Annotated in this window: 19 protein-coding genes; 8 read left to right on the top strand and 11 right to left on the bottom strand. The window is 58.9% G+C overall.

Features of this window, described 5'->3' with window-relative positions; all coding sequences use genetic code 11:
* Window positions 1-63: 63 nt before the first annotated feature.
* Window positions 64-1,110 carry a hypothetical protein gene (locus NA78x_RS28070; RefSeq protein ID WP_425615685.1) on the bottom strand — a complete coding sequence of 349 codons (1,047 nt, stop codon included), beginning with the start codon at window positions 1,108-1,110 and terminating at the stop codon, window positions 64-66.
* A gap of 37 nt (window positions 1,111-1,147) precedes the next feature.
* Entirely contained in the window at window positions 1,148-2,170 is a 1,023-nt protein-coding gene (locus NA78x_RS28065) for a hypothetical protein (RefSeq protein ID WP_425615684.1), read from the bottom strand.
* 956 nt (window positions 2,171-3,126) lie between these two features.
* Here NA78x_RS28065 and hpt point away from each other — a divergent pair.
* Both hpt and NA78x_RS28055 read left to right on the top strand, forming a co-directional pair.
* Window positions 3,127-3,654 (top strand): hypoxanthine phosphoribosyltransferase, encoded by a 528-nt coding sequence (gene hpt / locus NA78x_RS28060; RefSeq protein WP_425615683.1) that lies wholly within the window; start codon window positions 3,127-3,129, stop codon window positions 3,652-3,654.
* Window positions 3,655-3,668: 14 nt separating this feature from the next.
* Window positions 3,669-4,928, top strand: a complete 1,260-nt coding sequence (locus NA78x_RS28055) for a glycosyltransferase family 4 protein (RefSeq protein WP_425615682.1) — start codon at window positions 3,669-3,671, stop codon at window positions 4,926-4,928.
* 15 nt (window positions 4,929-4,943) lie between these two features.
* Here the strand turns inward: NA78x_RS28055 and NA78x_RS28050 are convergent, their stop codons facing one another.
* Together NA78x_RS28050 and NA78x_RS28045 are read right to left on the bottom strand one after the other, a co-directional pair.
* Window positions 4,944-5,240, bottom strand: coding sequence for a hypothetical protein (locus NA78x_RS28050; RefSeq protein WP_425615681.1), 297 nt, complete (start codon window positions 5,238-5,240; stop codon window positions 4,944-4,946).
* Between the two features lie 323 nt (window positions 5,241-5,563).
* Window positions 5,564-6,832, bottom strand: coding sequence for a serine hydrolase domain-containing protein (locus NA78x_RS28045; protein WP_425615680.1), 1,269 nt, complete (start codon window positions 6,830-6,832; stop codon window positions 5,564-5,566).
* Window positions 6,833-7,009: 177 nt separating this feature from the next.
* Between NA78x_RS28045 and NA78x_RS28040 the strand changes: the two genes are divergently transcribed.
* The 4 genes from NA78x_RS28040 to NA78x_RS28025 all read left to right on the top strand — a co-directional run bounded on the left by NA78x_RS28040 (window position 7,010) and on the right by NA78x_RS28025 (window position 12,637).
* On the top strand, window positions 7,010-8,617 hold the full coding sequence (locus NA78x_RS28040) for a DUF1549 domain-containing protein (protein WP_425615679.1): 1,608 nt from the start codon (window positions 7,010-7,012) through the stop codon (window positions 8,615-8,617).
* Window positions 8,618-8,724: 107 nt separating this feature from the next.
* A complete protein-coding gene (locus NA78x_RS28035; RefSeq protein WP_425615678.1) occupies window positions 8,725-10,011 on the top strand; it encodes a DUF1501 domain-containing protein in 1,287 nt (428 codons plus the stop codon).
* A gap of 69 nt (window positions 10,012-10,080) precedes the next feature.
* Window positions 10,081-11,142, top strand: coding sequence for a WD40 repeat domain-containing protein (locus tag NA78x_RS28030; protein WP_425615677.1), 1,062 nt, complete (start codon window positions 10,081-10,083; stop codon window positions 11,140-11,142).
* A gap of 49 nt (window positions 11,143-11,191) precedes the next feature.
* The gene (locus NA78x_RS28025; protein WP_425615676.1) at window positions 11,192-12,637 is read left to right on the top strand and encodes a DUF1501 domain-containing protein; all 1,446 of its coding nucleotides are present in this window, start codon (window positions 11,192-11,194) and stop codon (window positions 12,635-12,637) included.
* Between the two features lie 9 nt (window positions 12,638-12,646).
* On the opposite strand, the gene NA78x_RS28020 is transcribed toward NA78x_RS28025, so the two are convergent.
* From NA78x_RS28020 to NA78x_RS28005, 4 genes are all read right to left on the bottom strand, one after another.
* Window positions 12,647-12,796, bottom strand: a complete 150-nt coding sequence (locus NA78x_RS28020; protein WP_425615675.1) for a hypothetical protein — start codon at window positions 12,794-12,796, stop codon at window positions 12,647-12,649.
* A 79-nt stretch (window positions 12,797-12,875) separates the two neighbouring features.
* Entirely contained in the window at window positions 12,876-13,109 is a 234-nt protein-coding gene (locus NA78x_RS28015; RefSeq protein ID WP_425615674.1) for a type II toxin-antitoxin system Phd/YefM family antitoxin, read from the bottom strand.
* Window positions 13,110-13,179: 70 nt separating this feature from the next.
* Window positions 13,180-15,144, bottom strand: coding sequence for a cation acetate symporter (locus NA78x_RS28010; RefSeq protein ID WP_425615673.1), 1,965 nt, complete (start codon window positions 15,142-15,144; stop codon window positions 13,180-13,182).
* A 68-nt stretch (window positions 15,145-15,212) separates the two neighbouring features.
* Window positions 15,213-15,497: a DUF485 domain-containing protein gene (locus tag NA78x_RS28005; protein WP_425615672.1), complete on the bottom strand. Its 285-nt coding sequence runs from the start codon at window positions 15,495-15,497 to the stop codon at window positions 15,213-15,215.
* A gap of 239 nt (window positions 15,498-15,736) precedes the next feature.
* Between NA78x_RS28005 and NA78x_RS28000 the strand changes: the two genes are divergently transcribed.
* A complete protein-coding gene (locus NA78x_RS28000) occupies window positions 15,737-18,484 on the top strand; it encodes a right-handed parallel beta-helix repeat-containing protein (protein WP_425615671.1) in 2,748 nt (915 codons plus the stop codon).
* Between the two features lie 18 nt (window positions 18,485-18,502).
* Here the strand turns inward: NA78x_RS28000 and NA78x_RS27995 are convergent, their stop codons facing one another.
* The 3 genes from NA78x_RS27995 to NA78x_RS27985 form a co-directional block, all read right to left on the bottom strand.
* The gene (locus NA78x_RS27995; protein WP_425615670.1) at window positions 18,503-19,624 is read right to left on the bottom strand and encodes a hypothetical protein; all 1,122 of its coding nucleotides are present in this window, start codon (window positions 19,622-19,624) and stop codon (window positions 18,503-18,505) included.
* Between the two features lie 650 nt (window positions 19,625-20,274).
* Window positions 20,275-21,495: a peptidylprolyl isomerase gene (locus NA78x_RS27990; RefSeq protein ID WP_425615669.1), complete on the bottom strand. Its 1,221-nt coding sequence runs from the start codon at window positions 21,493-21,495 to the stop codon at window positions 20,275-20,277.
* 60 nt (window positions 21,496-21,555) lie between these two features.
* Window positions 21,556-22,773: a peptidylprolyl isomerase gene (locus tag NA78x_RS27985; protein ID WP_425615668.1), complete on the bottom strand. Its 1,218-nt coding sequence runs from the start codon at window positions 22,771-22,773 to the stop codon at window positions 21,556-21,558.
* Between the two features lie 392 nt (window positions 22,774-23,165).
* Here NA78x_RS27985 and nagB point away from each other — a divergent pair, with 392 nt between their 5' ends.
* Window positions 23,166-25,061 (top strand): glucosamine-6-phosphate deaminase, encoded by a 1,896-nt coding sequence (gene nagB, locus NA78x_RS27980; protein ID WP_425615667.1) that lies wholly within the window; start codon window positions 23,166-23,168, stop codon window positions 25,059-25,061.
* Window positions 25,062-25,685 lie beyond the last annotated feature (624 nt).

Genomic DNA, 25,685 nt, shown 5'->3' with positions numbered 1-25,685 from the left:
GGGCGCTGACGCTTCCGGCTCAGGACTTGTTCTCGAATCCATTCTGTTTTAGCAGCTAGCCCGCTATGGCTTCATGGGGGCCGACAGTTGCTCCCAGCGCAAACGAGCGGCGGCAGCCGCTGGCTGCGTGGCATGGTCGGTCAGCACCTCGCGATAGAGCGAGACCGCTTGTTCTCGTCGCCCCATCTTTTCCAATTGCGTGCCCGCCGCCAAGAGCGCTTCGGCGGCGAGTGCCCGCTGGCGAGGATACAAAATGGGAATTCGCAGATAGGCGAGCGCGGCCTGTTCGGGCTGATTGTGTCGCGTCAGCCCTTCGCCCACAATGAAATAACCCAGCGGACGGACTTCCGGCGGCAAGCGTTCCAGGCCGGCTAACCACTGCGCGGGTTCGCCCGGTTCCGAGGCGACCACGCGGGTTCGCCAGAGTTGAATCACGGCCAAGGTGGCAATGCGCTTGTTTGGGCCACTGGAGAGCGCCTGCAGCGTTGTCACGGCCTCGGCCCGTTGCGCACCGATGAGCAGCCAACTGGCTCCCAATAGTTGTTTGACGGGATTGCGAGCATCACGCAGCCACTGCGCAGCGTGGGCGGGCAAGTTGGGATCGTCGCTCGTGCGCCAAGCGAGCGGAACAATTTCCCAAGCGGGCGTATCGGGATCGCTGGCCACCAAGGCAAAAAATTCTTCAGCCGCGGCGACAATGTTGCCCGCTGCAGTTTGACTCTCGATGACTCGCTCCATGATTTGACGCCGAGCCCATGTTCGCGACTCTTCTTCCCGAGCCCGCAGGAACGCGGCGGCTGCCTCGGCGAACTTCTTCTCGGCAAGTAAAGCATCACCCTGGGTTTTATTCTGGCCCCAGGTCGTACGCCACTCGGTAACTTGCTCCAGCGGAAAGCTCTCAACCGCGCCCGTCGGTCCGCGAAAGCTGAGCTGATTGCCAAGCAGGTCGACGATCTCGCCCTGACGTTGCACCGGCGGTAATCCCGGCTTGCTGTTCTTCAGCAGGACCACATCGGCCGCGAAGATCGGCAACGGCAAGCAGACGAGCAGCACGAGAGCACTGCCGACAAGCGGAGAGATGAGATAGCGAAATGGAGAGACTTGCGCCATTCGATCCGATCGAGCAAACCAAGATTTTCGGGGAAAGCTATCGGACTGCCGGCAGCGAAGTCACGTCAACATAAGCGTGCTTGCCGTTATTCTCGTCAGCCAGTTGACGCAGGAAAGTATACCGCCCGCTGGAAGGTCCCGAGCCAAACTCGATGGTATTGATCGAGGCGCCGCGACTCCGATCGCGAATTTTTTTCAGTTCGGTAGAGCTGAGTCGCGGTTCGTCGGCATCGGTGAGAAAGAAGATGACATCGGGACGCATCTGCAAAGCCAGCAGCAGGGCTTCCATGTGCCGCGTACCACCGTCGGCCACGACTCCGCCGATAAAGTTCGCCGCCAGTTTCTTGCCTTGCTCGTCACCAAAGACAAGTTGCGCCGACTGACCGGGAGTCAGGTTCATCACGTGCGGCTTGTCGTTGTAAAAGATGACTTGAAATTGGTGGATCTTGTCGAGGCTTTGCAAACTGGCGAGCAACTCGTGCTTGGCACCGGCCAGCGGGCGTCCCTCGTAGCCCGACATGCTGGCCGAGCGATCGAAGACGTAGACGAATTTCGAACCTCGTCCGCGCACGCCAAATACGCTGGTCTCGGCCTGCGAGCCGTCGCCAATTCCCTTGGTTCCACTTCCCCCGGTGCCCTTCGTCATGCCGGTTGCGCCAGGCAAGCCATCGCCGGCCAGATCGCCCGGCAAAGCGCCGATGCCGATGCTGCCATCTCCTTGCGGCAACTGGGGACCATTGGTGAGAGGTTGCTCGGAGAGTTCTGGTAACGCGGAGCCGCCAGCGGCCGAGGGGGCAGCCGCGGCACTGTTATTCGCCGTGCCACTCTCTTCGCCGTCGTCGAGATAGTTCGTGGCCCCGCCACTGGCCTTGGTCAGCACGATGCCGCCGGTTCGCGTCGGTTCGACATCTGCCCCGCGCGGCGAACCTTGCACGTAAATGGAAAGAACCGTCAATGCGGAGAGATGAATGATGAGCGACATCAGCCACGAAGGGAGACTGCCGCCGAGAGCGACCCCCGCAGCAGGTAAACGATCGACGCTAGCAGTATCAGACGCCATGCACGGCAACTTACGAGAGACAGAGAGTACAAAACAGAAAGGTGCCTCAGGGCAAGGCAGCGCCGGAATTCTAGGTTTCGCTGGCGGAGGGGTCAACGCGAGTCGAGCTGTCGAGAAGCTCGCTGGCTGATACCCATCTGGGCGAGCCAGTGCGACGTGTGGCCAGACCGGCAACGCGATATCGGAAATAATTGTTGAGTAATAGATTGACAAAAATTGTGCATGTGTCGATAATGCGGCGATGTTCTTTCATAACCTGGTGGCTTGAAGATGCGGATGGCGCCGCGCGGTTAGACGGAATTTGTTTGTGACCCTGTTGAACGGCATTCGCGAACAGGGCCTGTCCAAGAATTGAGGTGGTTGTTGGACAGATACATGTGTGGCGAAAAATACCCGCTGGTGCGTAAGTTCTCTGGTTGCTAGAGCTTCCGACAATATTCAGAAAGCAGTGCGTGTCCAATAACTTGGCCGATTGTTGGACAAGTTGGTTGAGTTGGGTGTGTGTAACACAGGAAGAATTGCGCAGCCCTGCTTATCGCCGGGTCTTGATGCCAAAACACTCCACGTTCTGACCTCTGATCGTTTGACTTCCGAACAAATGAAGGCCGGAGCGTTCGATGCCATTCAGAAAATTGAAGCTGACCTGGCCAAGGCAAAAATGCCCTAAGTCGCTGAGTAGTTGTTTCGGAGGGTGTCCAAGCAGCGGTCCTTAATTGGACAGACAATTGCGCCGCAGCCGAGAGATCCGCAGGGTGCTGTCCATTTAAGGCGAGTCTGCTTGGACAAGTACGATGAATTGCGCGTGTGCAATCAGCAAGGTTACGTCGGCCCTCTGGCTTCCTGAAGCCTGACTTCTGATCCTCCGACTCCCGATCCCAGCGACTTTTCGTGTCTCGCCAGCGGCCCTACAATGGCCGCTCTAGTTTGTTCGGGATTTCATTCGGGAAACACGCGCTGTGAAGACGTTAGTGACGGAAGCCCAGATTCAAGAGTCAATCAGCAAGTTGGCGGCGGATATTCGCGAGCGCGAAGCGGGCAAGCCGTTGACCGTGATTGCCATCATGACGGGCGCGATCGTGTTTCTGGCCGACTTGATGCGGAAGCTCGATATTCCGATGCGCGTGGGTGTGGTGCAGACGAGCAGCTATCGAGGAGGTACCACTCGCGGTGCCCTGACGATCAACAGCGACATGATGCTCGATGTGAAGGGGCGCGATGTATTGCTGGTCGATGACATTTTCGACACCGGCCACACGCTGAAGGAAGTCATCGCCATGATTGATGAACTGGGGCCGCGCTCGGTCCGCTCGGCGGTGCTGCTGCTGAAGAAGGGGCGGCAAGAAGTGGAGATGCGGCCCGATTATGTGGGCTTTGAAATTCCCGATGAATTCGTCGTGGGCTACGGTTTGGACTATCGTGATATGTATCGGAACCTGCCGTTTCTGGCAGCACTCGAAGAGAGCGACCTGGTCGATCACAAATAGCCTGCGAGGGGCGGATGTCGAGCACGCTCCCCAATCGGACCGATCGGCGACGGATAATTGTTGAATCGCCGGCAGACGCACTGTCGCCCAGCAGTCCGCGGATTGCCATCGTTACGCGTCGCTTGTGGCCGCTCTCCGGCGAAGCCGAAGCCGACATTCTGCAACTCGCCGATAGTCTGCTGCGGCAAGGTTCGCGGCCCACCCTGGTGACGCCGCGTTGGCAAAAACAATGGTCCGAGCGAAGCAGCCTGCGTGGAGTGCCGGTCGTCCGCTTGCCCTGGCCAGCGACGCCGGGTTGGGGCGTGCTGCGATATCTCTACAGCTTGTCGCGGTACCTGCGGCAGGAGCGACACTCGCTCGACGGTGTCGTCGTCGCCGGTCTGCGGGCCGAAGCGTTTTGTGCGCTGGCCAGTCTGCGAGGGAGCGGAGTTCCGGTGGTGCTGCGTGCCAATGAGGCCGGTCCCTACGGCGACGTGGCCTGGCAGCGGCAAGCTCGCTTCGGCAGTCGGATCGCGGCGAGTTGCCAAGAGGCCGCTGCCATCATCGCCAGTTCCAGTTTTGTAGCCGATGAATTGTTGGCGGCGAACTACCCGGCCGAGCTAGTCCGGGTGGTGCGCCCCGACAATGACTTCGAGCGGACTGTGCGCACGCCGATGACCAAGGTTCTTGCGCGGCAAGCTCTTGCGGCAGCCAATCACGATTTGGTGACGGTCAACGATGCACCGGTAGCTGTTTGCATCGCCTCGTTGCAACGCGAGCGTGGACTGGATGCACTGCTGCGTGCGTGGGTGCCCATTCAACATCGCTGGCCGAATGCCAGGCTGTGGATTGCCGGCGATGGTCCCGAGCGGGAAACGCTGTTTCGCCTGATCTGTGATTTGGACGTGCGGTATCGCGTGGTGATTCCCGGCACGTTCGACGACTGGACCGATCTGCTGCAAGCAGCCGACGTTTTCGTCGCACCAGCGCCGCAGCCTAGTCAGACGATCGTGCTGCAAGCAGCGATGGCCAGTGGAATTGCGATCGCGGCCTGCGATCAGGCAGAACATCGCCAGCAGATTCAGGCGGAGCAAAACGGCCTGCTCTACACGGCAGGGGACAAGGGCTCGCTCACACTTTGCCTGACGCGGTTGCTGGAGAATGCGTCGTTACGCGAGCGACTGGGAACCGCGGCCCAGCAAGTGGCAATATCATCATCGGCGGGATCATCATCAGAAGAAAAAGAATCGCGGTGGCTGCTCAATCTGGTCGCAGCTCACCGCGATCACTCGTGATGTTTTGCTCAGGGCTTACCGGCCGAATTGAAAGCCAAAGCTCTTGCTTTGGAACTTGAAGCCGTTGTGGTGAAAGTTGCTGTTGTGGAAGTGGTTGTGGTGCTGGTGATGGAAGTTGTGGAAGCCATTGTTGTGGCCGCCGTTGTGACCACCACCGTGGAACTTGAAATTCTTGTTGCCGCTAAAGTTGCCCTTGTGGCCATTGAAGCTACTTCCACCACCAAAGCCATTTCCGGCAGAGGCAGTTGAAGCAGTCAAGCTGCAAAGGGCGAGGGCAACCACAGCGACGACAGTGTAGAGAGCACGATTCATGGCACAGACTCCTAAGGCGGGAAGATTGAGGCGGGGTCACCCGAGCAACATTGCTCGTGGTGATGCATCCCCTTAAAGCACGCCCTGTGCCAGAGCCTGAAGAATTCTTGCCCGCTCATTGCGACTAGCCAAGAATCGCGAGCAAATCGCGGAAATCGCCCACGAAATAGTGATTTCCGAGAAAGGCCAGCGTTGCGACGAGCGGGTGTTCGTCCTCCGTTTGATGACGCCGGCATCCCAAAACGATAATCTCATTCCCGGAGTGGGATTCCGGAGTTTGCTGCAGTAGGCGCCAAGCTCCGCTCGTCGGCGATTGCAGTGAACTACTTCTCTGCTGGTCCCGGGCCCCGAACCTCTTGTCCCTTCCCTCGAGCCTGACTCACCAGCGTCGCAATTTCGCCAGCGAGTGGATTCATATTTTGCCTCCCGTCGGGATGAACCCGATTGCTGAGGAAGATGAAGAACCAATCTTGTTCCGGGTCGATCCAGATGACGGTCCCGGTGAAACCGCCGTGGCCAAAAGCTGCCGCCGAACGAGCGGTGCCGGCGTTGGTCGAGAATCCGGTCCGCATGTCCCAACTAAGACCCCGTTGCCCTTCGTACTTTTCGCCGTTGTTGCGGCGGGAAGGGACTGGGTTGGCAGTGGTCATCAGTTTCCATGTTTCGGGCTGCATGATCTTCACGCCGGAGTATTCGCCGCGATTGAGCATGGCCGAGGCATATTTGGCGAGATCGTTGGCCGTCGAAAACAGCCCCGCATGGCCAGCGATGCCATTGAGCTTGTAGGCCCGCGGGTCGTGCACTTCCCCCTGCATCCATTGGTCGTTCCGCTTCTGCGTCGGAGCGGCTCGCTCGCGAAGTTCCTTGCCGGGAACGTAGCCCGTTTCCTGCATGCCCAGCGGACGAAAGATATTGGCTTGCGAGAACTCGTGTACGTTTTGCCCACTGACCTTTTCGATGAGCAGCCCGAGGGTCATGAAGTTGACATCGCTATAGACGAAGTTCTCGCCGACTGGCGTGCGCAGCTTCAGGGCGAGCAGCCTTTTCTTGGCGGTTTCTGCGCCATCGGCGTAGTCCTTGATTTCGTTGTCGGCGATCAGCCCGCTGGTGTGAATCAGCAGGTGGCGCACGGTCACTTTCTTCTTTGCCTCGTTGGCCGCTTCGTCGCCGGTCTCGATGAACGCCGGCAGATAGGTCGAAACGGGCTCGTCGAGCTTCACTTTGCCTTGCTCGACGAGCAGCATCAGACTGGTGCCCGTGGCGATCGGCTTGGTGAGAGACGCCAGATCGAAGACCGTGTCGGTGGTCATCGCCACCGCTGGCTGATCTCCTTCGGCAACGCGCTTGTTGCCGTAGGCCTTCAGCCAGGCGAGTTTGCCTTGCCTACCAAAGGCGACGACGCAGCCCGGCATCTTCTTCTCTTCAATGCCCCGAGCGACGATCGCGTCGATCTCGCTTAGTTTTTCAGGATCAAAGCCAGCTTCAGCCGGCGTGACCACGCTGACAGGCGCAGTTTGCCCAAACGTCGGAGTTAACCGGGAGGCAACCAGCAGAGCAAGCACGCAACCAAACACAAAACGGCGAGCGATCATTCACAACCTCGATCGGGAAAAGATGTTTGCATGGGAGACACCAGGATTTTTGCCAGATTCTGCTTTCCTGCCGCCGCTGCCATTCATTAGACTAAGCATCAGCCGTCGCTCATGCGACCCCCGCCCGAAACAAGCCTTCGCCCCGCCCGCCCCAGCCTGCCGACAGAGGTTTCTCCTATGGTCTGGAAGGTTAGCCGCTACGTCCTCCTTTCAAGCTGCCTGGTCGTCAGCAGTTTGCTCGCTTTCGCTCAGGCGGAAGAAGCTCCGCTCCATCAGCGTATCGATCAACTGATTGAAGCGTCTGCTGGCGGCGAACTGGCTCCGCAAGCGACCGACGGCGAGTTTCTGCGCCGGGCCTATCTCGATCTGGCCGGTCGCATTCCCACGCGTGACGAAGCGGCGGCTTTCTTTGCCGATCCAAGCCAAGACAAGCGAGCCAAAGCAATCGACCAGTTGCTGGCCAGCGACGACCACGTTCGCCGCCTGCAGCAAGTGCTGCATGTAATGCTGATGGAACGTCTGGGCGATCACGAAGAATGGCGCAAGTACCTGACTGAGTCGATCAAGGCCAACAAGCACTGGGATCAGCTTGTCCGCGAACTGCTCAACCCCAATGCCGAAGATGAAGCGACTCGCGGTAGTGCCTTGTTCTTCTCCAAGCGATTGGAAAACTACGGCCAGAACCCGGTCGATGTCCCGGCACTCGTACGCGATGTGGGCCGTCTGCTGATGGGCATCGATGTGCAATGTGCCCAGTGCCACGACCATCTCTTTGTTGAAGAATACAAGCAAGAGCACTACCACGGGCTGTTTGCCTACATCAGCCAGGTTGGTTTGCGGACCGATGTGAAATTCCCGGCAGTGGCCGAAAAGCCGCTGCTGAAGAAGGTCGAATTCATGTCGGTCTTTGTGCAAGAGCCGAAGTCGATCGGCCCGCAGGTTCCTGGCCTGCAAGAAGTGTCGCTGCCCACTTTTGAAAAGGGGCAAGAGTACGAAGTGAAGCCTGATCCTAAGACAAAGAAACCGGGCAAGGTGAAGTTCAGTGCCTTGCAATCGCTGTCGGAGCAATTGCCCAATGCCGGCAACAGCTTCTTCAAGCAGAATATCGCCAACCGAATCTGGTGGCTGATGATGGGTCGCGGGCAGGTGCATCCGCTCGACTTGATGCACAAGGAGAACCCCGCTTCGCATCCGGCGGTCTTGTCGCTAATGGCCGATGAACTGGCAGCGAATGAATTCGACCTCCGCTGGCTCATCAAAGAACTGGCACTCACCCGTACCTATCAACGGAGCACCGTAGCGCCCTTCGCAGCGGACGATCTGCCTTTGCAGTCGTACCGCGTGGCCCTCGAGAAGCCCCTGCTCTCCGAGCAGTTGCTCCAAAGCATGCTCACGGCCACCGGCATGGCTGACAGCGTGAAAGAGGAGAAGCAAATCGCCGAGTTGCAAGCCAAGTTTGACAAGGCCTTTGCGTTGCCCGCCCGCGAACCGGAAGTGGACCATGCTCCGTCGGTGAAGGCCGCCCTGTTCCTGCTCAACGACACCACGGTCATCGGTTGGCTGAAGCCACAGGAGAATAATCTCACCGCTCGCTTGGAAAAGCTAACCGACGTCAGTGCGCTCGCGGACGAAATGTACCTGAGCGTGCTCACCCGCCAGCCCACCGACGACGAGAAGAAAATCGTGGCCGACTACCTGGCCAAACACTCTGACAAGCGTGCTGAAGCGATTCGCACGCTCGCCTGGAGTTTGCTGGCTTCGAACGAGTTTGGAATTAATCACTAACTTGGGCTTTCCGATCATGTAGCCCGACGCGTCAGCGAGGGAGCTACTTGGTTTGACGTTCACTCACCCTCGCTGACGCGTCGGGCTACAAAATACGAGAACTTCCCATGCTCAACAATCCGCTCTGTAAACCGTGGGAACACACGCTCTCGCGCCGGCAAATGCTCGGTGCAGCTGCAGGCACGGCCGGCGTGCTCGGGCTGAACGGCTTACTGCAGCCGACGATTGCCGAGGAAGTGAAAAAGAAGAACAAGCAGGTGCTGTTCATCTGGATCGATGGCGGCATGAGCCAATTGGAAAGTTGGGATCCGAAACCGAATACACTGTTCGGCGGCCCCTTCCGCGCGATTCCCACTTCCGTCCCCGGCATTCACATCAGCGAGCTAATGCCCAAAACGGCCAAGCAGATGCATCACCTGGCCGTGATTCGCAGCGTGTGCACGAAGGACAATTCTCACTCGGCCGGCGTGGCCCGCATTCAACGGGGCGATCCGAAGAACCGCGGCGTGACGTACCCCTTCTTCGGTTCGGCAGTGGCCAAGTTGCTTGGCCCCGGCGATAGCGGCTTGCCTCCTTATGTGTGGATCAAGCCCGGCAGCAGCGGCTTCATTCACACCGACGCGGGCTTCCTCGGCCCCAAGTACGGTTGCATTGCCTTTGGCGACGGCAAGCCACCCGAGAACTTGCCGCTCCATAGTGAGATCACGCCCGAACTGGACGACGAGCGCGACGAACTGCGAAAACTGGCCAACGCCAAATACGCAGCAGGTCGTCGCAAGCAGGTTGGCGATGCGCAAGGCTATGTGTACGACGTCGCTCGCACGCTGATGAAGCGGCAGGACCTGTTCGATACCTCGAAGTTCGATCCCAAAGACGTCGAGCGGTACGGCACGCACGAGTTTGGCCGGCACATGCTGCAAGGCCGCAAGATGCTCGAAGCCGGGGTGACGTTCGTCAAAGTGAACAGCTACGGCTGGGATACGCACGGCGACAATTTCAACGGGCACCTGAGCCTGATGCCACGCTACGACCAGGCGTTTGCCGCCATGATCGAAGATCTGGCCGAACGCGGTATGCTCGAAAATACGCTCGTCATCACCATGAGCGAGTTCGGCCGCACGCCGCGCATCAATGGCCACATCGGCCGCGATCACTGGCCCGAAGCCTGGTCGGTTGCTATGACGGGCTGCGGCATCAACCGCGGCCTGGTGGTGGGCAAGACCAACGATCAAGGCACCTGGGTCGACGGCGACGAACACGATATCGGCCACCTGTTCCATACCTGGTTTCAGGCTCTGGGCATCGATCCAAAAAAGGTTGAATACAACAATGTCGGCCAGCCTTTGCCGATCGCTCACGACGATATGCACCCGGTGAAGGAGTTGCTCTCGTAGTCGTCTCGCTCGGCGAGATGACAGTTGCGGGTGACCCCCTTCCCCAGTGTGAACACGTAGGAACGAACCATGATCGAAACTCCCGAGCTCCTGAAAAAATACCAGCCTAAGCAATTCAAAGTCATCGATGCCGATCCTCAAATTTCGAGTGCCCGGTTCAGTCCATGCGGCAAGGTGCTCGTCGCCGGTGGCTACGATGCCAAGCTTCACCGCTGGAACTTCCAAACGGAAGAGTTCACGGTCCTCTCGCCCCTCGACGGGCATCATGGCTGGATCGAGGGCTTTGCCTTCAGCCCCGGTGGTGAGCAACTGTTCTCCGGCGATTCCTGGGGCAAACTCGTTTGCTGGAACGATATCGCTGGCGAGAAACCAACCGAGAAATGGCAGAACGACAAAGCCCACGACGGCTGGATTCGTGAACTGACCCTGAGTGCCGACGGTCAGTTGCTCGCCAGCGTAGCGACCGACCACAAGTTAAAAATCTGGTCGACTGCTGATGGCTCGCTGAAGCACGAACTGCCGATTGTCGAAGATCCGCGAGCCGTTCGCTTCCATCCCGATGGCTCGCTGCTTGTCGGTGATGCCAAGGGCATCGTTCATTGGCTGAAGGTCGACGGAACCGTCATTAAAACCTTTGACGGCAGCATTTTGTTCACGCTGTCGAGGCTGCAAGATTGCGGCGGTGTGCAGTGCCTGGCGTTCGACAAAGAAGCCAAGACGCTCGCGGTCGGCGGCACCTTGCCCAAGAACGGAGGCACGGTTGTGGGGGTCCCGACGTTGCTGCTGTTCGATCTTGCCACGGGAAAGCAAACGCACAAGTTCGACCTCGGTGATGGCCAGGACGTGTTCGTGGCCGATCTTCGTTTTCACGACGAAGGCTTTCTCTCGCTCGTCACTTATGGCACACCCGGCAAGGGTCAGTTGCTGTATGTGCGGCCCGAAGAGAAGGCGCCGTTCTTTATTGAGAAAAAACTGGCGAACCCTCACAGCCTGAGTTGGCACCCCGATGGTAAGCGATTTGCCGTCGCTGCGACCAACGCCGGCAGCAACGGCAACGGCCGGCCAATTGGCAAAGATGGCAAGTACCTGGGGAACAAATCGCCGATCCACCTGTTTGCGATTCCCACGTAGCCGTTCGTAGAATGCGAACTTGCTGAGACGAAGCCTGAAGGAGCCAGCTATGCCTGCCAAGATCACCGCCGCACATCATCCGCAGATCTCGCGGCGCACGGTCATTCAGGCTGGTAGCATCGGCCTGCTTGGTCTGGGCATGAATCACCTGGCGGCACTGCGGGCAGCAGATAACGCTGGCAAAGTGAAGCCGGCGAAGTCGGTCATCTACATCTTTCTTTCCGGTGGTCTCTCCCAGCAAGACAGTTTTGATCCCAAGCCCGCTGCCCCTGAGAACGTGCGCGGTGACTTCAAACCCATTGCGACGAAGACGCCCGGCGTGCAGGTGTGCGAACACTTGCCGCTGCTGGCTGCCCGCAGTAATAAGTGGGCTCTCGTTCGTTCGCTGACTCATCCGTACAACGAACACTCGCAAGGGCACCATGTGATGCTCACGGGCCGTTCGCCAATGCCGGTCGGCTTCAACCCCTCGAAGCCATTGCCCAGCGATTGGCCCTCGATGGCCGCGATCGCCGGCGATGCCCTGCGTCCGCAAAACAACTTGCCCCCAGCAGTGGTATTGCCGGAACGACTCATTCACCGCACGGGGCGAGTCATTCCCGGTCAGTTCGCCGGCCTGATGGGACCGAAGCGAGAGCCTTGGTTCATCTCGGCTTCGCCATTCAACGGCAAGACCTATGGTGCCTATCCCGAGTACGAGTTTCATCACGAAACGGGCAAAGCCGACTCAAAGCTCAGCTTTCAAGCGCCGAATCTGGCGCTGCCGGAAGGGCTCTCGCAAGAATCATTCGCCAATCGCCAACATCTGCGCAAACTGCTCGATGGCCAACGGGGCGAACTGGAACAAGCGGCCGGCGTGCAGCAGTTCGATCGCTTCCGCCAATCAGCGATCTCGCTCCTTTCCGAGCCCAGCACGCAGGCTGCGTTTGATGTCACCCGGGCCAGTGAAAAACTGCAGGATGCTTACGGTCGCAACAGCTTTGGTCGTTCTCTGCTGATGGCTCGGCAGTTGGTCGAAGCGGGCGTGTCGCTCGTACAGGTGAATCTTGGCAATAACGAAGCTTGGGACAATCACCAGTCGATCTTCCCGAACCTGAAGAATTTCTTGCTGCCGCCGACCGACCAAGCTGTTTCCGCTTTGCTCGATGACTTGTCGGAACGGGGCCTACTCGACGAAACGCTGGTCGTGATGGCGGGCGAATTTGGCCGCACCCCGCGCGTGTTTGGTCTTTCCGCTACTCGGCTCCCCGGCCGTGACCACTGGGGGGCGGTGCAGACCGTTTTCTTTGCGGGCGGCGGAGTGAAAGGGGGCGCGGTCGTTGGCTCATCCGATCGAATTGGTGGCTATCCACACAACGATCCTCAAACGCCGGAGCAGATGGCAGCAACCATCTACTCGGCGCTGGGCATTCCCGCCGTCGCTAGCTGGCGCGATGAATCGGACCGCCCGCATCATATTTATCAAGCGGACCCGATTGTGGGTTTGATGGCTTAGCTATTCCGTTTAGCCGCCCTTTTCCGAATTCTGCTTGTGGACGACGGTTTCCTTGCGGACTTCTTCGCGCGTTTGGGTGTTCTCGCGAGTCACTTTCTTTTGGCCATCTTTCGAATGCTTGGCCGCATCTGCTTCGGCTTTGCCTGGTAGCTTGCTCATGACTGGTTTCCTCAAGTGAGACGGGTTTAATACGAATCCAGCTCAATGAGGGTGCAATCAGTGTGCCGTCTACATTTGACTAGGATAGTTCCCGGAACTCTTCGAGCGGCTCGTCGAAGTCAGGAGCCATATAAACCACAGTGCCTTTGCCCAAGCCAGGCAGGGGGCGCGATCCCGTTGCGACTGGTTCCGCGACGATCCTGGCAACCGGCAAGTGATTCTGCGTCAGAATCACTTCTTCACCGGGAGCGAGGTTGCCGATTACGGCGAGCAGCGAGTTGGCTGCTTCTTCAACGGAAATACTTGCGGCCATAAAAAGGTTCTCTGCGGATGAAGCGACCACTCTCTTCATCGTGATCGAATGGCAGGACACGATCAAGCCACTACCGCTCAGCCGCCCGCCGGGCCTTTTCGCCCATATCTTCCAGCTGCGGAGGTGTCAGGAGCGAAACGACGATGAGTACGAGGAAACCCAGCGGCACGGTGACAATCGCGGGTTGACTGAAAGGAACCGGAGCAAGTGTTGGACTCAAACCGTACAGATCCTTGAAGGCATCGCCGCTGAGGAGCACCCAGGCCAGCGAGCTGGTCATGCCCACGAGAATCGAGGCGGTGATGCCTTGCTTAGTAGTGCGCGCCCAGAACAGCAGCATGATGAGCGCCGGCAGATTCGCCGAAGCGGCAATGTTAAAAGCCCAGCCGACGAGGAACGTCACATTGAACTTTTCGAACAAGATGCCCAGCACGATGGCAATGCCGCCGACGACAATTGCTGAGAGCTTGCCTGCCCGAACTTTTTCGTGATCGGTCAGTTTGTAGCTGAGGAAGTTCCCCAGCAGGTCGTGCGCGACGGCTCCGCTCGCTGCCAGAATCAGTCCGCTGACGGTACCGAGGACGGTCGTGAAGGCGATGGCCGAGATGATCGCGAACATCAGCTCGCCAAAGTGCTTCGCTAGCAGCGGCGCTGCCATGTTGGTATTGGTGGGGTCGAGCACGCCGCTCGTCATGGCACCGAGGCCCAGGTAGAGCGTGAGGATGTAGAAGAAGCCGATGCTACCGATCCCAATGACGGTGCTCTTGCGCGCGGCCGATTCGTCTTTCACCGTGTAGTAACGAATCAAGATATGGGGCAGCGAAGCCGTGCCGCAAAACAGAGCCAGCATGAGTGAGTAAAAGTTCAACTTGTCGGCCAGATTGGGGCTGCGGACCCCTTTGAACGTCGGGCTGGCGCCGGGCAGCATCAGATCGTTACCCGTTTTGATCACCGGATAATAAATGGCTGTTTCCAGGCCATCAGCATCTTTCAGTTTGAGCGTCGAGGAGGTTTCGATTTCGCTTTGTTGCAACGTCGCCAGATACTGCAGCGGCCCCAGCGGGGCATCTTCCTTCACGCCCGTGGGCAAGCTGACCACGCGGCCAACCGGCAAGAAGTCGGTCTCGGGCTTGCCGCGTTCGCGCATCACACCATTGACGAAGATCTTGCCGCCGATCATTTGCGACGATTGAACTTCGTGGATTTGCTCCCCGGTCTTGCCGGCAAACTTGTGCCAGACGCGAACCCGACCCTCGGGACTCTTCACCAAATAAAAGTTCTGCGCAGCGTCTCCGGCCCAGTCGCCCGACCGAGGCAGCAGTTCAAACTCTTTGCCCGCCGCTTGCTCGAACTCGGCAAAGCTGCGCGACTGAAAGTGAGCCTGCAGCGGCTTGCCCAAATGTTGAGGCTGCGTCGTTAAGCCTCGATTCAGAATCATGATCGTCAATATGGTGCAAAACAAAACGAGCAACGCACCCTTGATGAACTGCACCCAGGTGGTCGACACCATGCCGGCGGTCACGACGATCATCACGACGACAATCCCGACGCCGACCACACCGACCCAGTGCTGCTCGACGCCGAGTAGCGGCTTGATGAGCGCGCCGGCACCGACCATTTGCGGAATCAGATAAAACAAGCTGACCACCAGCGTGCTGATGGCCGCGGCCAGCTTGATGCCCTTGCTGTGAAAGCGACTATCAAGCGCGTCGGCGAACGTGAACTTCCCCAGCCGCTTCAAGGGCTCGGCAATCACCAGCAGGGCAACGATCCAGCCCGCGAGAAAACCGATCGAGTAAAGAAAGCCGTCATATCCGTAGAAGGCAATCATGCCGCAGATGCCAAGAAACGAAGCAGCGGAAAGATAGTCGCCGGCAAAGGCGACGCCGTTCACCAGCCAGGGAATCTCGCCATGCGCGGCGTAGTACCCTTGCGCCGACTTGGCCTTCGAACCGAGATAAAAGCTAATCGCCAGCACGATCGAGACGAAGAACGCAAAGACCGAGATCGCGAGGAAGGTAGGAGAGTGGTCCATAGGGGCCGAATCAATCCGGGAGAGTGGACAGGGAACGAGCGCGGCTGCAAATGCGTGAAGAACTGCTCTTAATTGCGACGAGGGGGCGTGCGGCACAGCAGCATGTAGACGATCGACACGACGAAGGCCCCCAAGATCAAGCCAAAGCCGTACAAGATGGCGACATTCACGCCGCCCCAAGCAGGCTGGCCCATGATCTGCGGCGAGGTGCCCGCGAGCACCACAAAGCTGACATAGGCCGCCAAATAGACGGCGAACATCCACAGTCCCAAGCGGGCGTTGTAAGACCGGACGGCGTCGATCTCGATTTCGATGGGGGTTAAAGCAGCCGACTGGGGAGAGGATTTATTCATAGGGGGCCAGAATAGCAACGCCCGTAGCGATTGTCACGCGCTTGCCCAACACCGCCGCCGCGAATTCCGCCCCAGGGACTGGGAACCAGCCCAGCAGGGGGCGTAAGACGAGGAGGCCGGGGCCGCAGCAAATCGTGCACGGAATAGGCGGATCGAAATAATTCGCACCCAGAATGCATCTCTCCTACAATGCCGGTCCCGCCTCGTAAGTACGCCTCTCCCCGCTCAGGAATGCTGACATGCGTACCCCACCGCTCCTGGTTTCGCTGCTGATCGTTGGGTTCGCCGGTTTCGTGGCTGTCGCTGCCGAAGCGAAGTTCGCCTCGCACTTGCCGCCGCGGCCATTGCCGCAGCCAAGTGCTCGCCCGCTGAGCACAGGCCCGGCAAAGTTCGTCAATGCTGCCAAGGGAAAAGATACTGCTGCCGGAACCGAGGCGGCTCCTTGGAAAACCATTCAGCACGCGGTGAATCAGTTGCAGCCTGGCGACACGCTCTACCTGCGAGGCGGCATTTACTACGAGCACGTTACCCTCACTCGTAGCGGTACCGAGCAGCAGCCCATCACCATTCGCAGCTATCCGGGCGAAGGAGTCGTCATCGATGGTGGCCTGCGCGAGTTCTACGATTCGCCAGCAACGGCGTGGGAACCGGTGACGGAAGGATCGCCCGGGGAGTATCGTTCGACGAAGAGTTTTCCGAATTTGAAGATTCGCCCCGGCGCCACGAACGCGATGGGCCATTTTGGCGACTCCTGGATTCCGCTGCAGGCTTATAACCTGCACGGCGATTTGCAGTCCGATAACCCGTGGTGGAACGTCGACAACAAGGTCGGTAAAGATTCGTTCGTCTACTGCGGTCCCGGCATTTTCTTTCACGAAGCAACCGAGCGAATTCATTGCCGCCTGGCACCAACGAAGTTGCCGGGCCTCGGCGACGATAACTATCGCGGCGAAAGTGACCCGCGCAAATTGTCCCTAGCCATCACCGCAGGCTGGGAAACGTCGCCCCTCAAGCTGGCCAGCTGCGCGCACATCGTGCTGCAAGATCTGGTGCTGCGTGGCTCCGTGCAGTCGGCGCTGAACATTCATGATTGCCAGCGCATCACGCTCGACGGTCTGAGTGTTCATGGTGGCAACACGGCGGTGCTCGCCACCGATACGCAGGGGTTGCGGATGACGAACTGTGCCGTGCGCGGAATCGCTGCGCCGTGGACGTTTCGTGGCAGCTTGAAGTATCGCGCGGTCGAAGCGAGGCTCTTCTCGGCCAGCCGTTGGTCGCCCACGGGAGACGACAGCGGCGATTTCGAAATCGCGAACTGCGAATTCACCGACAGCGTCGATGGCATCTTTCTCGGCAGTGTGCGGAAGACAAAGTTTCACCACAACCTGGTCGAGAACATCAGCGACGATGGCATTTTTCTGACTTCGACGACGGCCTACGACGGCAGCACGTGGGGCGGCAACATTGAGATCACGCACAATCGCTTCGCCCGCATTCTCACGACGTTTGCCTTTGGCGTGGGGCATGGCCGGCAGAAAGTTCTGGCCGAGAATCGCAAGCAGATGGGTGGTGGCGTGCTCATTGCGCGGAACGTGTTCGATTTTCGCCAGCCGGTGCATTATCGCTGGCCGAAGGGGCCGGACGATGGGCAAGAGCTTGATTCGTTCGGGCGCGTCGGCGGCGATCATGGCAGCCCGGCCTGGGAGCCGATGAAGATCGTCCACAATACAATCCTCGCCGTCGATCCGCCGCGCTACGACTACCTGACCGATGGTCTTGGCCGCGCCATGAGCCACGGCACCGAGCGGTGGGTGCTCAACAACATTGTGGTGCAAACCAAGGGACTGGTCGGCGGCACCTTGCCCCCGGCGGAAGCTGCCTTTGTGGCCGACGGCAATCTGGCTTGGAGCTTAAGCGATGGCGACAAGCTGCCAGCGCTCTTTGAGAAGTTCCGTCGCTCGCCGGCGTTTGTGGCGAGTCAGAAACACTACTCGCTAGGCTGGACTGCGAACGACCTTCATCAAGATCCTGGCTTCGTGAAGTACAGCAGCGATTGGTGCGAGCCGGTCGATCTTCGTTTGACTGCCGAGAGTCCGGCCGTGAATAGCGGAGTGGAAGTACCGAAAGCTTGGGGCACCAGCGAACCAGTGAAGGACGCAGGTCGTCCCGATCGCGGCGCGCTGCCGCTCGGTGCCGAGCCAACGGCCGTCGGTGTGCAGGGCCGCTGGAACATCTTTGGCCAGCGCATTCCAGCGACATCACCCGCGCCGCTCACGTCGTTCACGCCGTTCACGCCGTTCGTTCGCGCGGAGCAATCGCAGCCCGCGAGTGCCATCAAAACGGCCCTGCTCGTGCAAGGCTATCCCGCCTTCGATGCTCCGCTGATCGAGTTCGCCCTGCGCAAGCAAGGGACGATCGTAGCGGCTCACGAACGCGCGTGGATCTCGCCTGCGGAGTTCAAACGATATGATTTGGTGGTGTACGACGGCAGCCTGGGACGCGCGAAAGTTGCTACCACCGCGTTCTCGCCCGAAGATCTCAAAACCGTCGAAGAGTATCTGCGCAGCGGTGGTGTGCTGGTGTTGATGCGCGACCGGCTTGATCTGTTTTCGACGCCCGAGGGCAAGCTGTGGCTCGGCGAGAATCTAAAGCTGGTGAAGAATGCCAAGTCGGCCGGCTATGAAGTGCTGCAGCCGAAGCATCCGTGGATTGCTCACCTGGCGACGACTAGCGATCTGGCGTGGCTGCAAGCTGCGAACCACTTGCCCCTCTCTGTCGAAACGGGCGAGCGCCTGATCGGCGCGGGAAAGACGCAAGCGATTCTCTATCGCCAGGCGATTGGCAAGGGAGCGCTGATTTACGTGGGCTTCAGTCCGGCGAACGCGCTTCCTCAAGGCCGCGCGAAGGAAACTCCCCAGCGCGAAGCTGAGTATGAGGCCCAGTATCGCGTGCTCGAGAACATCCTGCGTGAACCGCTGGCGAAGTGAATGGCTTCACCGGTGCAGTTAGCCAACCGCTGCTGTTTCCGGCATGGAGTGCAACATGTGGTCACTCATGTTGTCGTACTTCGGAGGAAACAGCAGTTCACGCAAGCCGGCGAGCAAGTTCGCACATTCAGCGGGGGCGAAGGTTTCGTCCAGCCATTGGGCGAAGTCATCGAGTTGGCGGCGACCTTCGGGCCAACGGACGAGCATCACGCGGTTGCACTCTTCCAGCAGTTGATACACGCGAGCACGGGTCACGCCCAGCTTGCGAGCTTGGACGCGGACACTCACGCCGCTGGCTGCGGAACCTTTGGCACCAGATGACTCGCCGAGGCCGAGCCGATCGCGGGCGATCACCGCCACGATTTCGCCGCAATCGAGATCGAGTTGGGCGAGCAAAGGTTGAATCAGCCCTTTTTCGAGCTGGGCTTTGGTCGGCGCGTGGCCTTGCGAGCGGAGCGCCGCCAGATTGTTCTCAAGTTCGATCACAAACTTGGGCTGCAAGCGAACCGCCAGGCCGGCCAGCGACTGGATGGTGGTGAGCATGTTGTGGACGGCATGAAAGACTTCCAGGACAACGCGTACGCGCTTCTCGCCGTGAGTTTTGAGCGCGCGAATCTCGGCCAGGGTGTAGTTCAAGTAGAAGCCCAGCTGCGTATCCCAAATGACCGTGGGCACATCGCGCAGGGCGGGGCAAAGCCGGCCGACCTTCTCGTAGGCGAGACCGTTAATCTGCACCTGATGGCGCCATTGGGCCCAAACGAGTTCCGAAACCAACTCGGGATTGAATTGACCGTTGTCGACGACAGTTGCCGCGACAGTCGGACGCCCCTTCTTATCGCCCGGAAAGGCGGAGAGGGCGTTGGGATCGGTCTTCAAAGCCCGCCCCAATAGCTTCACCAGCGAGAGCATCTTCTTTTTGCCGATGCCCGGAGTCGCGGCCAGTTCATCGAACGATTGCTTCAGCAGGTCCCGCAGTTCCCGCGGCAAAAATGCCAGCGGCAGGCGGCGATCGGCTGGTAGCACCCAGAAGGCGAGCGGCTTTTCCAGTCGATCTTGAAAGTCCCCTTCGAGCAGCACCGCGCGCACGTTGTCAAACGCGGCGCGCAGCTTCACTTCGTCGGCAGAAGATGTCTTGGACATGGGTTTTTACCTCGGGTGGCGGCAGGTGCAGACTTCGTGCTCAGCGAGCCGGCCTGTAACTTCTTAGAGTGAAACAGGTTGGGGCAGGCTTGGTCAGGCTCTTAACCGGTAACGGTTAAGGAAACTAACCTGGCTGGCAGTGCAGCAATCATCAGCCCGCGAGTCCCTGAACGCGTGCGGACATTGCTGTAGTACATTCGCAAGTAAGACGACTGACCTTTCCAGGTCTACGGATTTTTTACGAAATTGTTACCGAAATCTGGGAAATAGGTGGGATCCCAGTGCAGGCAACAACTCAAGTCCACTTACTAAACGCAATCGGGCGGGCTTTGGGGCGAGAAAAGCGTCAAAATTCTCCGCTTTCGTCTTACTTGAAATTCTCAACCCTACTTGGCGGTTCGTCAAGTGACAGAGTTTTAAGAGATTGCAAATTATCTGCTAATGTTCGGTAGCGAACGATGGCAGGAGCCATAATGGCCATTAACATACCCTAAAGTGCGGATGCGGCCATCCGCAGGGCGTCTTAAGTCCCTTTAATCGGAACTCTTAGGCAACTACTTGGCGTTTGGCGGTTTTCTGCCAAGGGTAGTCTCACACCACAGGCTGTCGCTCGTGCTGGCGGCATATGCCCGATTTGAACGAGTAGAAAACTACTCCACCTTGTTTGGCCGGTAAGCGTGGTCTCGTTTTCGCAAAACTTCTGCCTTGACAATCTTGTCCGGTTGTGGGGGTGAAGGTGCTTGCGGATCGCGCCGCTGCAGCTTCGCTAGCACGTCCATTCCCTCGACCACTCGGCCGAACGCGGTGTGCCGATTGTTGAGGTGCGTGGTCGGGCGGAACGTCAAGAAGAATTGCGAGCCGCCCGTGTTCTTGCCCGCGTGGGCCATGCTCAGCGTGCCGCGAAAGTGCTTGCGAGCGTCAGGCTTCTCGCATTCGCAGTAGATCTCGTAGCCGGGGCCGCCGCTGCCGTCGCCGGTCGGGTCACCACCCTGGGCCATGAAATTGCCCAGCACGCGGTGAAAGGTGAGGCCGTCGTAGTACTTCTTCTCCACCAGGCTGATGAAGTTGCCGACGGCTCCTGGAGCCTGATTCTCGAACAGTTCGATCACGACGGTGCCCTTCGAGGTTTCCAGCTTCACGCGGGGCAGGTCGTCGGCCTTGGCTTCTTGTTCGCGAATGGCTTTCTCAGCTTCCCAGGCTTTCTTTTGAGCGGGCAGTTCCTTGAAATACTCTTGGCCGTCGCGATCAAGAGCGTTCTTGTCGCTGGCCAGCTTGAGGTACTTTTCGGCGGTCTCGTAGTCGTCCATGCGATAGGCGGCCGTGCCGGCGACGGAGTACAGAATGGGCTCTTCGCACTTCTTGTCGAGCATTGCCTGCGCGATCTTCAGAGCCGATTCGTGCTCATCACGGCGAGCATCGAGAGCAGCCATGCCAATCAGCGTGCGAATGACGTCGGGGCTCTTGTTTGGCTCGGCGTCAAAAGCTGCGACGGCCGCGGCTCGCAACTCGGGCAACAGCTTTTCGCTCTCGCCGACGAGTTTCACATACTCGGCCTTCATTTCCGATCGCTTCACGGCGTCGGTTTGGCCAGCATAGGCTGTGGCCAGGTCGTTGAGTTGCTTATCGGCAGCCGCCCAGCGGGCTTGCGCTGCTTTGAACTTGCCAGCGGGGGAATCATCAGCCGGTGCCTCCGCGGGCTTCTCGACAGGTTTCGCTTCTTCCGCCTTCTTCTCGTCCGGCTTCACTTCGCCCTTGGGCGCCTCTCCCTTTGGTGCAGCAGGCTGACCAAAAGCAGCACAGCCGGTGCTCAGGGCGATGATCAACGAAAGAGCCGAGGCAGGACGAACCAGGCGGGAGAGTGAACGCGTCATGAGATTTACCTGAGAGCAATGGCGTGGATAGTTCGCGGGCAAGACGATCGAGAAGAGACGTTACTCAACCTTCTTGGGCACATAGGCGTGGTCGCGTTTGCGTTCGACGGTGGCCTTCACGATCTTATCGGGCTGGGCCTTATCAGGAGCCGATGGGTCGCGACTTTGCAACTTCTCCAGCACGTCCAAACCCGAGACCACGCGACCAAAGCAGGTGTGTCGACCGTTCAAGTGAGCGGTGGGGCGAAAGGTGAGAAAGAACTGCGAACCACCCGTATCTTTGCCCGCATGAGCCATGCTCAAACTGCCGGCAAAGTGCTTGCGAGCGTTCGGCTTATCAGTTTCGCAAAAGATCTGGTAACCCGGACCGCCCGTGCCGTCGCCGGTCGGGTCGCCACCTTGTGCCATGAAGCCCTTCAGCACGCGGTGAAACGGCGTGCCGTCGTAGAACTTCTTCTCGACCAGGCTGACGAAGTTGCCGACGGTGTCGGGAGCTTCGTTTTCGAACAATTCGAGCACGATATCGCCCTTGGTGGTTTCGATCTTCACGCGAGGCAGGTCGTTGGCCGTGGCTTCGGCTTCACGCAGCTTCTTTTCTTCTTCCCAAAAGCCTTTGTAAGCGGCGGTTTCGCCTGCGTATTCATCGCCGGGCGAAGCCAGCGTGCCGGCATCGCGAGCCAGAGTGAAGTACTCTTCGGCCTTGGCGAATTCGTTCAGACCGAAGGCAGCGATGCCCGCGGCGTTATAGATCTGCTTCTCGCCGCAGTCGTTCTTAATGAGCAGTTCGGCCAAATCGAAGGCAGCCTGATAGTGATCGTTCTGGGCGTCATCGACGGCCATCTTCACCAGGAAACGTGTGAGCTGAGGATCTTGATTGGGGGCTGCTTCGTAGGCCTTTTTGCCGGTGGTGGCCAGTTCGGGAATCATTTTATTCCCCTGAGTCACCAGTTCCTGCCACTGTTTTTCGAGCGCGGGGCGCTCTGCTGGTTGAGCCACGGCGTACTTCAGCTTGAGCTTGCGCAGATCGTCGATGACGGTTTCCCAGCGCTTCATCAGGGCCTTGAGATCGTCGCCAGCGGCGGGCGGAGCAGCTTCTGCTTTGGGCTCGGCACCCTTTTTATCGGCAGCCTTCGTGTCAGCAGCCTTCTTATCGGCGGGCGCTTTGGCTGCGGGCTTGGTGTCGGCCTTTTTGGGCGGAGCAGGCTGAGCCGTGGCAATGCCACCGATGCCCAGAGCCAGCACCAAAGACGAGAGAGACAGTTTGAGCGGCGTGTGCATTATGAATGTTCCTCGATCGCAGTGAGGTTTTGAGTGTGCTGGTTGGGACGGATGCAAACGTATTCAGTCTGTACGCAGCCTGACAGCAGACGGATCGCTGCCGCGCATCAGTAGCCGCCAATTTTGCCAGCGACGCTGTTTACCATCGACACTGGCCCACCACGGGTCAGCGGCGGCCCGCAGTTTCGTCCATTGTGGGCGGGTTAAAGCTAGTACCATACACGATTTCCGGCGAGTTGATAATCGGGCGGAGCGACTTGGCGGCCAGAAGCAACTGGCGGGCGAGAACCCTTTGTGACATACTGGGAGAGCAACGAGGCGTGTGGCTGCTGCCAGAAGTGGCCCTATTTTTCGCCCTATTTTCCGGCTCTCGGCCGACATTCATCTGCACTATGGCTACCAGCACTGTTGCTGCACCCAAGGCTCGCCGCGCGGCGGGCACCAATCTTCCCGCCTATGTTTTCGAATCGGGCTCTGACTTAGCCCGGCATGTCGCGCAAATCGTCGCCGGCATCATTCGCGAACGCAACGCCCTGGGGCAGAACGCGGTCCTCGGCTTGCCGACGGGCAGCACCCCGGTCGGTGTCTATCGCGAGCTCGCTCGCATGCACAAGGAAGAAGGGCTCGATCTCTCGGGCGTGATCACGTTCAACCTGGACGAATATTACGGCCTGACGCCCGATCAGCTGCAGAGCTATCACCGCTGGATGCACGAACAGTTCTTCTCGAAGGTGAATGTCCGCAAAGAGAACATTCATATTCCCCGCGGCGATATTCCGCTGGCCAATATGGATGCCTACTGCCGCGAGTACGAAGGCGAAATCGAACGGGCCGGCGGCATCGACCTGATGATTCTCGGCATTGGTGGCAACGGCCACATCGGCTTCAACGAGCCCTTCAGCGTGCGGAACAGCCGCACGCGATTGTGTACGCTCGATCCCGTTACTCGTCGCGCCGCGGCCAGCGACTTCTTCGGCGAGTGGAACGTACCGACGCAGGCCATTACGCTCGGCCTAGGTACCATTTTCGACGCGCGCAAGATTCTGCTGCTGGCCCTGGGGGAACACAAAGCAGGCATCATCAAGGAACTGACCGAAGGACAAGTATCGCCGCGTGTTCCCGCTTCGTACTTGCAAGAACATGCCGATGCGACGGTCCTGGTCGATACGGCCGCGGCCAGCAAACTCATCAGCAGTGAAACGCCCTGGGCACTCGGCAACGTCGAGTTCACCGACGCGCTCATCAAGCGAGCGATGATCTGGCTGTGCGACAAAACGGGCAAGAGCCTGCTGAAATTGACCGACGACGATCTGCGTCAGCATGGCTTGCATCAACTGCTGCGGCATCATGGCCCCGCGCCCAAGATCGCGCACCACGTCTTTACCAACCTGATGCAAACGATCGAGTATCATCCGGCCGGCAAGGACGAGAAGAAGCGCGTCATCTGCTTCAGCCCGCATCCCGATGACGACGTCATCAGCATGGGTGGCACGCTCATTCGTCTGGTCGAAGATGGCCACGAAGTGCACATCGCTTACATGACGAGCGGCAACATCGCCGTCTTCGATCACGACGCCCAGCGCATCGCCGACCTGGTGACCGAATACAACCGCATGTTCGGCATCGATACCGAGCGTAGCCAACTGGTCGAAAGCACTGTGCACGAAGCGCTCGATCGCAAAGCGCCGGGAACCTGCGACATCGACGCCGTGCAAAAAATCAAAGGACTCATCCGCTGGGGCGAAGCCAAAGCGGGTGCGTTCAAGGTCGGTGCCAAGGAAGAGCATCTGCACAATCTCGACCTGCCCTTCTATCGCACCGGCACCATCGCCAAGAAGCCGATCAGCGAAGAAGACGTCCAGATCATCAAGGACCTGATCGAGAAGGTAAAGCCTCACCAGGTTTATGTCGCCGGCGATCTTTCCGACCCGCACGGTACGCACCGCGTTTGTGCGCAGGCCATCTTTCGTGCGCTGCTGCAGATTGAACAGGAGCATGGCTCACGCCCCGAAGCGCTCCTCTATCGTGGCGCGTGGCAAGAATACGAACTGCACGAAATCGAAATCACGGTGCCACTCAGCCCCGGCGATATCTTGCAGAAGCGCAAAGCGATCTTCATGCACCAGAGCCAAAAGGACGAAGCGCTCTTCCCCGGCAGCGATCCGCGCGAGTTCTGGCAACGAGCCGAAGACCGCAACACCGGCACCGCCGCGCGCTACAACCAGGTCGGCTTGCCCGAGTACTTCGCCATGGAAGCCTTCACCCGCTGGAACGGCGTGCCGATCTAGGGGTTAGGGAATAGGCGCCAGGGGCCAGAGGTTAGGGACCAGGGCGGGGGAAATCGTTTGCAGGTTGCCCTCACTTGGTTGATCTTCGCCCAGGAAACCCGAAGCGTCAGCGAGGAGCGCGCCGGGGTGGTTAGCGCGGCTTGTCCAAGTTGAGCCGTTCGATCCGGCCTGAGCTGCCGGGGCGAAACGAATGTTACGAGCGCACACTTCTCGCTCACGCGATTTGAGAGATCGTAAATCGAGAGAGCAGGTGACAATGCCCTGCCGCATTCGTAGTATCCATATCCATGACGTTCGTTCGCAGCCAGACCGATCCGATTGCGTTCTTCTTTACTTGGGCGACTTACGGAACCTGGTTGCCAGGCGACGCACGAGGCTGGGTTGAGTTTCGCCATGGATTTCAGCTCCCTAATCCTTGGCGAGAACTGGAAAGTTTGGCCAAGCTGAACGAAGACTGCTGCCTGCTCTCACCACGCGATCGAGAAGTGGTTCACGGCCAACTACAAGAAACTTGCTCGTTCAAAAATTGGCACCTATATGCCGTTAATTGCCGCAGTAATCATCTGCACGCGGTAGTCTCGGCAAGTGCCGCGCCCCGGGTGATGAGAGCTCAAATTAAAGCGT

The sequence above is a fragment of the Anatilimnocola aquadivae genome (assembly GCF_049819085.1).
Taxonomy (GTDB): domain Bacteria; phylum Planctomycetota; class Planctomycetia; order Pirellulales; family Pirellulaceae; genus Anatilimnocola.
The sequence above is the reverse complement of the archived record's forward strand: the minus strand, read 5'-3'. Positions and strand labels throughout refer to the sequence as shown.